Annotated in this window: 12 protein-coding genes; 10 read left to right on the top strand and 2 right to left on the bottom strand. The window is 65.3% G+C overall.

Annotated features, from left to right (window positions below; translation table 11 throughout):
* Window positions 1-31: 31 nt before the first annotated feature.
* Entirely contained in the window at window positions 32-1,645 is a 1,614-nt protein-coding gene (locus tag NED98_RS12230) for a S10 family peptidase (RefSeq protein WP_265313203.1), read from the bottom strand.
* A 120-nt stretch (window positions 1,646-1,765) separates the two neighbouring features.
* On the opposite strand from NED98_RS12230, the gene NED98_RS12225 reads away from it, so the two are divergent.
* Together NED98_RS12225 and ribB are read left to right on the top strand one after the other, a co-directional pair.
* A complete protein-coding gene (locus NED98_RS12225) occupies window positions 1,766-2,326 on the top strand; it encodes a DUF3617 domain-containing protein (protein WP_265313202.1) in 561 nt (186 codons plus the stop codon).
* A 117-nt stretch (window positions 2,327-2,443) separates the two neighbouring features.
* Complete coding sequence (gene ribB / locus NED98_RS12220; protein WP_179511035.1) at window positions 2,444-3,586, top strand: 3,4-dihydroxy-2-butanone-4-phosphate synthase; 1,143 nt, start codon at window positions 2,444-2,446, stop codon at window positions 3,584-3,586.
* Window positions 3,587-3,711: 125 nt separating this feature from the next.
* Here ribB and NED98_RS12215 read toward each other — a convergent pair whose 3' ends face one another.
* A complete protein-coding gene (locus NED98_RS12215; RefSeq protein ID WP_265313201.1) occupies window positions 3,712-4,956 on the bottom strand; it encodes an NADH:flavin oxidoreductase in 1,245 nt (414 codons plus the stop codon).
* Window positions 4,957-5,230: 274 nt separating this feature from the next.
* On the opposite strand from NED98_RS12215, the gene NED98_RS12210 reads away from it, so the two are divergent.
* From NED98_RS12210 to NED98_RS12175, 8 genes are all read left to right on the top strand, one after another.
* On the top strand, window positions 5,231-6,862 hold the full coding sequence (locus tag NED98_RS12210; RefSeq protein ID WP_265313200.1) for a class I adenylate-forming enzyme family protein: 1,632 nt from the start codon (window positions 5,231-5,233) through the stop codon (window positions 6,860-6,862).
* A gap of 1 nt (window position 6,863) precedes the next feature.
* Window positions 6,864-7,736 carry an amidohydrolase family protein gene (locus NED98_RS12205; protein ID WP_265313199.1) on the top strand — a complete coding sequence of 291 codons (873 nt, stop codon included), beginning with the start codon at window positions 6,864-6,866 and terminating at the stop codon, window positions 7,734-7,736.
* 1 nt (window position 7,737) lies between these two features.
* Window positions 7,738-8,820, top strand: coding sequence for a Rieske (2Fe-2S) protein (locus NED98_RS12200; RefSeq protein ID WP_265313198.1), 1,083 nt, complete (start codon window positions 7,738-7,740; stop codon window positions 8,818-8,820).
* A 3-nt stretch (window positions 8,821-8,823) separates the two neighbouring features.
* Window positions 8,824-10,332: an amidase gene (locus NED98_RS12195; protein ID WP_265313197.1), complete on the top strand. Its 1,509-nt coding sequence runs from the start codon at window positions 8,824-8,826 to the stop codon at window positions 10,330-10,332.
* A gap of 25 nt (window positions 10,333-10,357) precedes the next feature.
* Window positions 10,358-10,648: a hypothetical protein gene (locus NED98_RS12190; protein WP_209547654.1), complete on the top strand. Its 291-nt coding sequence runs from the start codon at window positions 10,358-10,360 to the stop codon at window positions 10,646-10,648.
* Between the two features lie 54 nt (window positions 10,649-10,702).
* Complete coding sequence (locus tag NED98_RS12185; protein WP_265313196.1) at window positions 10,703-11,461, top strand: SDR family NAD(P)-dependent oxidoreductase; 759 nt, start codon at window positions 10,703-10,705, stop codon at window positions 11,459-11,461.
* 61 nt (window positions 11,462-11,522) lie between these two features.
* On the top strand, window positions 11,523-12,002 hold the full coding sequence (locus NED98_RS12180) for an Lrp/AsnC family transcriptional regulator (RefSeq protein WP_179511042.1): 480 nt from the start codon (window positions 11,523-11,525) through the stop codon (window positions 12,000-12,002).
* Entirely contained in the window at window positions 11,999-12,493 is a 495-nt protein-coding gene (locus NED98_RS12175) for an Lrp/AsnC family transcriptional regulator (RefSeq protein WP_179511043.1), read from the top strand. Before NED98_RS12180 ends, NED98_RS12175 begins: the two co-directional genes overlap by 4 nt.
* Window positions 12,494-12,524 lie beyond the last annotated feature (31 nt).

The following is a 12,524-nucleotide window of genomic DNA, read 5'->3' as shown; positions in this document are numbered from 1 at the left end:
GCGCGGGCTTCACCTGCGCGCAAATCGCCGCCTACCGCCGCAGATTATCGGTCCGCCGGATGAAATCCGCGACGTCGGTGTGAAACGCCTTGAGCACCGAGGGATTGACGTAGACCATGTGCCCCGATTGATAATAGCGATAGTCGATGTTCCCGCGCAGACTGGCGGGAATCGGCAGGTGGCGCATCTCATAGCGTCCCGAGAAATAGGGCGTCGAGATGTCGAAATAGCCGCCGCTGACCAGCACCTTGAGATTGGGGTTCTGCTTCATCGCTACCGCCAGATCGGGCAACACATTGGGCAGCGCGATCAGCGCGCGTTCGGCACCTGGCGGCTGATGCTTGTAATCCCAGCTCTCATAGACGCTGATGCCGGATTTGTGCGCGATCCCCTCGCCATAGCCCAATGTGCCGCGCGCATAATCGTTGAACGCCGCGACATAAGCGGCTTCGATCCCCGCGCTCTGTGGATCGTAGCTCGATAGCTTGCTGAGCGGATCGAGCGTCGCGCCGGTGAAGCGCGTGTCGAGCGTGCCGGTGGTCAGGCCGTCGCTCGCCAGCAATTCCTTCTGGAACGCGCCATATTCGATCCGGAGGTCGCTTTTGAGCAGATAGTCCGTCGACAACCCGGTATAGCCGGAAAGCTTCGCCGCAATCGCCTGCCGTCTGTCGGCGGGAAGCAGATCGCCCTGCATCAGCGCCGCGGCATAATCGCCGGTCGCGAACCGTTCCACCTCGTCGAGAAACGCGGTGAGATCGGCCGGCCGGTTGGCGATCTTCTGGTGGTACCAGGCGGTCGCGGCATAGGTCGGCAGCGTGACGACATAGGGCTGGTCGACGCCCGGATTGACCCGCGGATCGTCCGGCAGCAAATCCCAGTTGAGGATATCGGACAAGAGGACGACGCCGTTGAGGTCGATCCCTTCCTTTTGCAGCGCGAGCGTCATCCCCGCCGCGCGCATCGTGCCATAGCTTTCGCCGAGCAGATATTTCGGCGAATTCCAGCGGTGATAGCGCGAAAGGAACTGGACGACGAACTTGCTGAAGGCATGGATGTCCTGATCGACGCCGTAGAAAGCCGCCGCCTTGTCATTGCCCGCGACGCGGCTGAACCCGGTGCCCGGCGCATCGATGAACACCAGATCCGATACGTCGAGCAGGCTCTCGTCATTGTTGATCGTGCGATAAGGCGCGGCGGGGGTGTGCTGCTTGTCGGTGGTCTCGACCCGTACCGGGCCGAAGGCGCCCATGTGCAGCCAGATGCTCGACGATCCCGGACCGCCGTTGAACAGGAAGGTGATCGGGCGGTTGGCGGCGGGGGCGCCGGTCTTGAAATAAGCGGTGTAGAACATCGACGCCTCGGCCGGCTTCTTGGCGTCCTTGTCGTCGCTTTTGGCCGCGTCCCGCTCGAGCGCATCGGTGTCGCTCCAGCCCTTGGGGTGGACCACCAGCGTCCCCGCCACCGCGCGATAGGCGATGCGCGTGCCGCCGACCGTCACGCTGCCGCTCGACGAAACCTCGGTCGGCTCGAACAGCGAGTGGGCGGGCGCGCTCTTGGCGTCCTCCTTCTTGTCGGCGGCCGGGGCGGCATGAACGGGGGCGGTCGACGCGAGCAGCGCCGCGATCGGGAGCAGGGCATATTTCATAAGCGCAATGCCTGCCCGCCCGCGCGCATCGTGTAAACGGGTGCGGCGAACAAAAGGCGTGCTACGATCGATCTTGTTGATTATGCTCGGCAAACCGGGGGACTCATGGGAGCAGAATTTATGCGTTCGATTGCACCGGCCGCCACGGTCGCCGCGCTCGTCTTGCTCGGCGCGTGCGGGAAGCATGACGGCAACGCCGTTTCGATGACCAACGCCTCGGTCGACACCGTCGCCAATGTCGCCAAGGCACAGCAGATCAAGCTGCAGCCCGGCCAGTGGGACATGACCGTCGAGATGGTCAGCCAGGAGATCAAGGGCGCGCCCGCCGGCATGCCCGCGCAGCCCAAGATGCCGCCGGTCTCCACCAAGATCTGTCTCACCAAGGAGCAGGTCGAAAAGCCCGAGAATATGTTCGCCAACGGTCAGGCCGACTTCAAGAAGAACTGCGTCTTCGACAAGTTCGACATGAGCGACGGCAAGATCAGCACCCAGATGCATTGCACGATGCCCAACGGGATGAAGGTCGAGGGCGCCAACAGCGGCACTTTCTCGGCGACCGAGATGGCGTCCGAATCCACCGCGACCGTCTCGGGCATGCCGGGCGGGATGAGCAGCACGACGCGCACCAAGATGAGCGCCAAGCGCACCGGGGAATGCAGCGCCACGCCGACCGCGGGCTGATCGACCCTATTCCCGTTCGCGCTGAGCTTGTCGAAGGTTCAGCGCGAACGGGCGGTTGGACTCGATGCCCTCCAAATGGACGAAGCGGAGTCGCGCGAATCCGCGTATAACCCGCCCATGACGCAGGAATCCCAGCTCAGCCGCATCCGCCACGCGTTCCTCTCCAGCCCGGAGGAATTGATCGACGAGGCGAAGAACGGGCGGATGTTCATCCTTGTCGATGATGAGGATCGCGAGAATGAGGGCGATCTCATCATCCCGGCGCAGATGGCGACCCCCGATGCGATCAATTTCATGGCGCGTCACGGCCGCGGGCTGATCTGTCTGGCGATGGCCAAGTCGCGGGTCGACCAGCTCGGGCTCGATCTGATGAGCCGCAACAACGGCACGCGGCACGAAACCGCCTTCACCGTCTCGATCGAGGCGCGCGAGGGCGTCACCACCGGAATCTCCGCCGCCGATCGCGCGCGCACGATCGCGGTGGCGATCGATGCCGCCAAGGGCGCCGAGGAGATCGTTACCCCCGGCCATGTCTTTCCGCTCGTCGCGCGCGAAGGCGGGGTGCTGGTTCGTGCCGGGCATACCGAGGCAGCGGTCGATATCGCGCGGCTTGCCGGGCTCAATCCGTCGGGCGTGATCTGCGAGATCATGAAGGACGACGGGACGATGGCGCGGATGGACGACCTCGTCGCCTTCGCCCAACTCCACAATCTCAAGATCGGCACGATCCGCGATCTGATCGCCTATCGCCGCCGCCACGACCACCTCGTCGAATGCGTCGCCGAGACGAAGGTGACGAGCAATTTCGGCGGCGACTGGACCGCCAAGACCTATTTCAACAAGGTCGAGCACAGCGAGAATCTGGTGCTGGTGAAGGGGCGTATCGTCCCCGGCGAGCCGACTCTGGTGCGGATGCATGCCTTCTCGGTGTTCAGCGACATGCTCGCCGAAATGGGCGACCGCGCGACCCTGCTCCACCGCGCGATGGCCGCGATCGGCGAAGCGGGCGCGGGGGTGATCGTGATCCTCAATCCGGTGCGCAGCAATTACCTGCGCGATCAGATGCGCTCGCATGCGGGCGCACAGCCGGTGGTCGAGGAATTGCGCGATTACGGCATCGGCGCGCAGATCCTCGCCGATCTCGGGATCCACGATATGGTCCTGCTGACCAGTTCGCACCGCAATATCGTCGGGCTGGAAGGCTATGGGCTGAATGTGGTGGCGGAGAAGCCGATCCCGGGGGTCGAGGCGGGGGAATAGTCAAAACCTTCGTTCGCCCTGGCTTGTCGAAGGGCTGTACTTCCTGCCGCGGAAGAAAAGGACAGGGCTTCGACAAGCTCAGGGCGAACGGGGGTAGGTGCTTCCGTTCTAGCGAGGCAAGCGCATCACCCCACCGCACTCGCCGGTATCCTGGTCAACTCCGCATCGACCCCGCCGGTCAGCACGCAGGCCGTGCCGCCGGGCGAATACATCATCGTCACGCACAGATTGCATGCGGTGCAGCCCGATCTGCGCTCGCTGCCGTCGCGGAAGCGGTTGATGATATCGGCGTCGTGGATCAGGATCCGCCCCAGCGCGACCGCATCGAACCCGTCGGCCATCGCCTGTTCCACCCCGTCGAGCGACTGCACCCCGCCGAGATAGGCGAGCGGCATCTTCACCGACCGGCGGATACGCAGCGCGAGATCGCGCAGATAATTTTCGTGGAACACCACGTCCTTGGGCTCGGACAAGGCCTGCAGCCACATGCCGAGCGCGATGATCGGATTGGCCGGGCGCGCACGGTTCGATTTGGGGAAGGGCGAGCCGAACATCGCGGTGATCGATTCGACGTTCATCCCGTTCGACAGCACCGCCATATGCGCGCCTTCGGCCTCGATCGCGCGCGCCACTGCGACGCCGTCCTCGATCGTGTTGCCGCCTGCCTTGCCGTCGGTCATGCTGAATTTGACCAGCACCGCCAGATCCTTGCCCACCGCATCGAGCACCCGGCCGAGCACCTCCGACGGGAAGCGCACGCGGCGTTCGATCGCCCCGCCATAATCGTCGCGGCGGCTGTTGTAGAATTTCGAGATGAACTGGCTGAGCAGATAGCCGTGCCCCATGTGGAGCTCGACCGCGTCGAACCCGGCGCGGCGCGCGCGCTCGGCGGCGGCGACGAATTCGGCGATCATCGCGTCCATATCGGCGCGATCCATCCGTTTCTTGAGCCAGCGGTTGGACATCACGCCGACCTTGTTGAACCCCCCGCTGGCGCTCAGCGGGCGCGACGCCTTGAGCACGTCCTTGGGCAAGAAGGTGAAGCAGCCGGCGTGGGTGATCTGTGCCGATGCGGCGGCGCCGTGGCGATGCACCCCGTCGGTCAGCGCCTTGAGATCGGGCAGCGACGCCTCGTCGAGCGTCACCTGATCGACGAAGGTGCGCCCGTCGAGGCTGGGCGAGCAATAGGCCACCGTCGTCAGCCCGACGCCACCCGCGGCGATCTGTTCGTGGAAGCGCGCGAGCGCCTTGGTCACCACGCCGCCCTTGGCCTTGCCCTCGTTGGTGGCGGATTTGATGAAGCGATTGCGCAAGGTGAGCGGGCCGATCGTCACCGGGCTGAACGGGGAGGGGGCGTCGTTCGCCTGCACTGCATCATCTCCATTATGATTTGACGCAATTTGGCGCTGAATCCGGGGTTTCGTCAATGACTAGCGTAGAATTTCAGGATAATTTCTACGAAAAGTACATGTCGTCGGTAACTCCCTCCCTCACCCCGGCGTTGAGCCGGGGGGGCGATGGGAGATACGATCGTCGTCAATCGGGCTATTGCAAATACGCAAAATGTATCTCACAAAATTACGCAAATAAGCAATACGCAGCCGAATCGGCGATCGAATCGGCGCGACAAAGGTGGAGAGGGAGATGGCGGCGGCCGATCCGATCTTTGCGGCGCTCACCGCGCCCGGCACGCCGTTCGAGATCGGCGAGCGCGGCGGGATGCAGCAGTTCGTCCGCGCGCCGGCCGACCTCAACAGCCTGATCGAAAGCGCGCGGCGACACGGGGCGGCGACCTTCATCGTCGAGGGCGATCGCCGGCTCAGCTATGACGAAACCTTCGTGCGGCGCGACGCGCTGGCGGCGATGCTGACGATCGCGCCGGGCGAGCGCGTCGCGATCTGCATGCGCAACCGCGCCGAATGGATGATCGCCTTCCTCGCGACGATCCGCGCCGGCGGCGTGGCGGTGCTGGTCAACAGTCGCGGCGCCCCGGCGGAATTGCGTGCCGCGGTCGAGGAATGCACCCCGGCGCTGGTGCTGGCGGACAGTGAGCGCGCCGCGTTGCTCGTCGCGGCGGCTTATCCCGGCCGGGTGATCGACGCGCGCGACTTCCCCAGCGAAGGGCGCTTCGATCGCGAGATCGCGCCCGCCGCGCCCGACGATCCCGCCGCGATCCTGTTCACCTCGGGCACCACCGGGCGGGTCAAGGGCGCGGTGCTCAGCCATCGCAACCTGATCACCGGGCTGATGAGCGTCCAGCTCGCCGGGCTGATGGTGTTGCAGAATGCGGCGCAGCAATATGGCGTGCCGGTCGAGACGATCCTCGCCAACCGCCCGCAATATGCGACCCTGCTGGTCTATCCTTTGTTCCACATTTCGGGGCTGGGCTCGGCCTTTCTCTCGCCGATGTTATCGGGCGGCAAGGTGGTGATCATGCGCCGCTGGGAGCCGGAGGAGGCGCTGCGGCTGATCGCGGCCGAGCGCGTCACCGCGCTCAACGGCGTGCCGACGATGCTGTGGGACGTGCTCAACCGCGCCAAGATCGACGCGGTCGACATCTCCTCGCTCAACAATATCGGGACGGGCGGGCAGGCGCTGCCGATCAACCTGCTCGAGGCGGTGCAGGCGGCGGTGCCCAACGCCTTTCTCGGCACCGGCTTCGGGTTGACCGAGACATCGGGCGCGGTGGCGATGGCGCTCGGTGCCGATTTCCTGCGCAAGCGCGAGGCGGCGGGGCGGGTGCTCGAACTGGCCGAGGCGCGGGTGCTCGATGCAGCGGGGAAGGTGTTGCCGCCGGGCGCGATCGGCGAGATCGCGGTGCGCGGGCCGATGGTGATGCTAGGCTATTGGAACCGCCCCGAGGAAACCGCCGCGGTGCTCGATGCCGAGGGCTGGTTCCGCACCGGCGACATCGGGCGGATCGACGAAGAAGGCTATATCTTCATCGTCGACCGCAAGAAGGACATGGTCATCTCGGGCGGCGAGAACATCTATTGCGCCGAGGTCGAGCGCGCGTTGAGCGAATTGCCCGAGGTCGCGGAAGGCGCCGCCTTCGGCCTTCCCGACGAAAGATTGGGCGAGCGGCTCGTTGCGGTGGTGCTCGCCGCTGGGCTCAGCGAGGATCAGGTGCGCGATCACGTCGCGACGACCCTGGCGCGCTACAAGGCGCCGGTCCGCGTCGCCTTCGCGCGCACGCCGCTGCCGCGCAATGCGGTGGGCAAGGTCGACAAGATCAGGCTGCGCGCGATGTGGCCCGAGCTTTCAGGAGAAGCATGACATGGCAATGCCGACCGACATCCGGGTGATCGACTGTATGCTCGGCATCCCTGAGGCGGAAGACCGCTCGGCGTGGTTCGAATTCTTCCGCCCGTTGCTCAAGGACGCGCAGAGCGTCGAGCAGTTCACGATGCCGGCGCAATATATGTTCAAGGACATCCCGCAGAGTGGGAAGACCGACGATTTCGTCGCCTGGACGGTCGACCAGATGGACCGCTTCAACATCGAAAAGGCGCTGGTCGGGTGGAACGGCAACGCCACCTCGCTGCGCGCCAAGGAGCGCTATCCCGATCGCTTCTTCTTCGACATGCCGGTCGATCCCAATGGCGGGATGGCCGAGGTGCGGCGGATCAAACAGGCGCATGCCGAACATGGCATCAAGGCGATCAGCGTCTTTCCGGCGGGGACGCTGCCGCAGGTGGCGATCAACCACAAATATATGTTCCCGCTCTATGCCTGCGCGGTCGAGCTCGACATTCCGATCCTGCTCAACGTCGGTATTCCCGGCCCGCGCATTCCGATGGAAACGCAGCGCGTCGAGCATCTCGACGAAGTGTGCTGGTTCTTTCCCGAGCTCAAGGCGGTGATGCGCCACGGCGCCGAGCCCTGGGAAGCATTGGCCGTCAAGCTGATGCTCAAATGGCCGAACCTCTATTATTCGACCAGCGCCTTTGCCCCGAAACATTATCCCAAGGCGATCATCGACTACGCCAATACGCGCGGCGCCGACAAGGTGATCTACGCCGGCTATTTCCCGATGGGGCTGAGCCTCGATCGCATCTTCAGCGACATGCCCAACGTGCCGTTCAAGGACGAGGTGTGGCCCAAATTCCTGCGCGACAATGCGCTCAAAGTATTCGGACTGGAGAAATAAGATGGCGGACCAGGCGTTGACCGATGCGCGCACCGCACCCGTCGCGGTGTGGCAGATGCTCGCCGGGTTGAAGGGCGATGCGCTCAAGGAATGGCGGATGGCCGAACCGCGCAACCGCGCGCCGGTCGCCGATCGCAACCTCGATCTGCCCTATCCGTTCGGCTGGTATCCGATCCTGCTGTCGAGCGAGCTTCAGGTCGGCGAGGTCAAGCCGCTGCGCTATTTCAGCACCGATCTGGTGGTGTGGCGCGGCGAGGACGGTGCGGTGCGGATGCTCGATGCCTATTGCCGCCACCTCGGCGCGCACATGGGCTATGGCGGGCGGGTCGAGGGCAATATGCTCGAATGCCCGTTCCACGCGTGGCGCTACGACGGCAGCGGGGTGGTGCATGAGATCCCCTATGCCAAGGTGATCCCGCCGCAGGTCCGCCGCCCGTGCGACCGGCAATGGCCGTTGACCGAGGCCAATCGCTGGATCTGGATGTGGTATCACCCCGAGGGCGCGGCGCCGCAATGGGAGGTGGCGCACGTCCCCGAGGCATCCGACCCCGACTGGACCGATTACGACATCCAGGAATGGTATGTCTGGGGCAATATCCAGAACATGGCCGAAAACGGCGTCGACGCCGCGCATTTCAAATATATCCACGGCACCGCGACCTTCCCCGACTATAAGTTCGAGTGGAACGGGCACCGCCGCGCCGCCTATGTCGATGCCAAGCTCGGCACCCCGCAGGGCGAGGTCGACGGGCGGATCGCTTATGAGACGGTCGGCCCGGGGCAGAGCTGGACGCGTTTCACTGGCATTTCGGAAACACTGCTCGTCGCCTGCCTGACCCCGGTGGAGAAGGACAAGATCCACGCGCGCTTCTGCTTCACCCAGCCCAAGTCGCAGGCCGAAGGGCCGATGGCCGGGCTCGCGCGCGCGATCATCAAGGATATCTGCAAGCAATTCGATCAGGACAAGGTGGTGTGGGACCGGCAGAAATATCTGCCGCGTCCGTTGGTGTGCGATGGCGACGGGCCAATCGGGATGTTCCGCAAACATTATGCGCAATTCTACGCCGGCGCGGCGGAAGCCTGACGCGTGGAACTGACGCGCAGGGCGGTGGTCGCGGCGGGGGCTGCGGTTGCGGTCGGCGGCGTGGCCAGGCCCGCCGCCGCTGCCAAGGCCGGATTGCTCGACCGGCATGACGCGCTCGGCCTCGCCGCTTTGGTCAAGACGCGGCAGGTCTCGCCCAGCGAATTGCTCGATGCGGCGATCGCGCGGTGCGAGGCGATGAACCCGCGCTTCAATTTCCTCGCGCGCCAACATTATGATTATGCGCGCGAGGCGATCGCGCGCGGACTGCCGCAGGGGCCGTTCACCGGCGTGCCGTGGTTGGAGAAGGATCTCAACACCTTCATCGCAGGCGAGATCACCGGGCAGGGCAGCCGTTACTATAGGGATTATCGCCCGACGGTCACCTCGGAGCTGGTCAGGCGCCACGAGCGCGCCGGGCTGGTGATCTTCGGCAAAACGACGACCCCCGAATTCGGCCTCACCGCGACGACCGAATCCAAGGCGACCGGCGCGACGCGCAATCCGTGGAACCCCGAGCATATCGCCGGCGGCTCGTCGGGCGGCGCGGCGGCCGCGGTGGCATCGGGCGTGATCCCCGCCGCGCACGCCACCGACGGCGGCGGTTCGATCCGCATTCCGGCGTCGTGCTGCGGGTTGTTCGGATTGAAGCCGAGCCGCGGCCGCGTGCCGATGGGGCCGCTGAGGACCGAGGGCTGGGGCGGGCTCTCCTGCCACCACGCGGTCACGCATAGCGTGCGCGACAGCGCGGCATTGCTCGATGCGACCCACGGCGGCGAACCCGGCTCGCGCTATGTCGCGCCGACCCCCGAACGCTCGTTTCTCGAGGAAGTGACGCGCACGCCGGGCAAATTGCGCATCGCGCTGATGATGACCCCGCCCGGCGGGACCCCGGTCGACGCGGAATGCGCCGCGGCGACGATGAGCGCGGCCAAATTGTGTGAAAGCCTCGGTCATATCGTCGAGGAGGCCGCGCCCAAATTGGATGCCGGCGCGATCGGTCAGGCGGGGTTCGTGATGATCGGCGCCTCGGTCGCGGCCGATCTCGATGCGCGCGCCAAGGCGACGGGCATCCCGCTCGGCCGCGACGTGGTCGAGCGGGTCACTTTGTCCTTCTATCGAGAATATGGCGAGAAATTCAGCGCGATGGACTGGGTGCGCGCCAATAACACGCTCCAGGAAGCAGCCGTCACCTTGGCGCAATTCATGACGCGCTATGACCTGATCCTGTCGCCGACGCTCGCCGAATTGCCGCTCAAGCTCGGCACGATCGATCTGTCGCAGGAGGATGTGCAGCTGTTCATGCGCAACGTGACGCCGTTCACCCCCTTCACCGGGGTCTATAATATGACCGGCCAGCCGAGCATGTCGGTCCCGCTCGGCATGTCGGCATCGGGCTTGCCGATCGGGGTGATGTTCTCCGCGCGCTACGGCGACGAGGCGATGCTGTTCCGCCTCGCCGGGCAGCTCGAACGCGCGGCGCCGTGGAAGGGCCGCCGGCCGCCGATCGCCTGACACCGACAACCGCTGGGAGGAATGCATGATGCATCACGTCGCGCCGCTGCTGGGATTGCTCGGGCTGATCGGCCTCGCCGGTTTCGCGGTTTTGAAACATCCGGTCGATAAGGCGCGCCCCGGCGGCTGGATGCGGCACGGGGGGCTGCTCGGCCTTTTCGGACTGGCGGGCTTCTGGATTCCCGGTGCGGGGGCGGCCGGGGCGTTCGGCGCGCTGGGGCTGTGGGACCATCAGGACCCGCGGCTCGCCCTGTGGGGCAAGCTGGGGCTGGTCGGCATCGTCGGCCTGCCGTTCATCGCTTTGGCGATGCTGTAGGCCTTTCTCCCTTCCCTTGAACAAGGGAGGGGAGGTGCAAGCGGAACAGATCGAATGCGTGGATTGCGGAACAAGATAGGGATCGTCGCCGGGGGCGGGCGCGGGATCGGGGCGGCGACCGCGCGGCGGCTCGCCGAGGAAGGCGCCGCGGTGGTGATCGGCGATATCATGGCCGATTGGGCCGAGGAGGTCGCCGCCGCGATCCGCGAGAGCGGCGGCCGCGCGATCGGGGTGCGGCTCGACGGCACCTCGGCGGAATCGCAGGCCGCGATCGTCGCCACCGCCAGCCGCGAATTCGGCGGGCTGGATTTCTATCACACCAATCTCGCCGGCGGGACCGACGGCGACGTCGATGCGCTCAACTGCGCGGTCGACGTTCTGGAAACCTCCTTCGCGATCAATGCCAAAAGCCATTTCCTCGCGACTCAGGCGGCGCTCCCCCTGCTGCTCGCGCGCGGCGGCGGGGCGATGATCTACACCTCGTCGGGCGCCGCCTCGGGCGGGGCGCCGTGGCAGGTCGCCTATCCGATGGCCAAGAATGCGATCCACGCGCTCGCGCGCCATGTCGCGTCGCGCTGGGGCAAGGACGGTGTTCGCGCCAACGTGATCTGCCCCGGGCTGGTGCTGACCGAGGCGGTGAAGCAGCATCTGACCGCGGAATATGTCGAGCGCGGGCTGAAGGCGGTGCCGCATCGCCGGCTCGGCCAGCCCGAGGATATCGCCGCAATGGTTGCTTTTCTCGCCTCCGATGACGGTATCTGGATCAACGGGCAGGTCTATCACGTCAACGGCGGCGCGCAGATGCGCGATTGACGGCGGCATTGACGAGCGGCCTCGACACGCTCAACGGGCGAGCGAGAAGAAGGGCAGCACGATGAATGACAATTTCGTTCTCGATGAGGTGGATCGCGCCATCGTCCAGCAATTGCGCGACAATGGCCGCGCGACCAACCAGCAGATCGCCGAGACGCTCGGGCTGACCGCCGCCACCGTTTCGTCGCGCATCCGGCGGATGGAGGATGCCAATAAGCTGCGCGTCGTCGCGGTCTCCGATTTCGCCGCGCACGGCTATAACATGCTGATGCAGGTCGCGATCGAGGTCGACGGGCGCCCGGCGACCGAGGTCGCGACCGAGCTCGCCGAGCTGCCCGAAGTGTTCGCCGCGCATCTCGTCACCGGGCGGCACGATATCGACATCCTGATCGCGCTGCACGATTCGGACGAACTGCCCGATTTCCTGCAGCACAAGCTCGCGCCGGTACGCGGCATCCGCACGATCGTGCCGTCGATCGTTACCGACGTGCTCAAGTATAAATTCGATGTTGCGCCGATCGAGGCGCGGGAGGGCGAATGACCGCGCCGACGCTGGATCAGCTCGATCGTCAGCTGATCGATATTTTGGCCCATGACGCACGGGTCAGCAACCGCAAGATCGCCGCCGATCTCGGGGTGACCGAGGGGACGGTGCGCGGCCGGATCAAGCGGCTGCAGCAGGACGGGCTGATCGCCTTCACCGCGATCACCAGCCTGCGGCTCGAGGATTCGGTCAAGCTCGCGATCATCGGGGTGCAGGCCGAATATGCCAGGCTGCGCCCGATCGCCGAGCAGATCGCGGCTTTTCCCAATGTCGATGCGGTGATGATCGCGATGGGGCGGTTCAACATCCTCGTCGTCTGCCTGTTCAGCGAGCTGGACCGGCTTTACGCGCTCGCGTCCGACCAGATTCTCGTCATCGACGGGGTGCACCACGTCGAAACCTCGATCGCGGTGAAGACGGTCAAATATAATTCGCGCGTCGTGCGGATCGCGGAGGCCGAGCGAGTCGTCGACGCCGACGGGGGCTGATGCTCCGCGAACGACAATATATTTTGCATCC

Origin of the sequence: Sphingomonas lycopersici, assembly GCF_026130605.1 — a bacterium.
Classification (GTDB): Bacteria; Pseudomonadota; Alphaproteobacteria; order Sphingomonadales; family Sphingomonadaceae; genus Sphingomonas; species Sphingomonas lycopersici.
The sequence above is the reverse complement of the archived record's forward strand: the minus strand, read 5'-3'. Positions and strand labels throughout refer to the sequence as shown.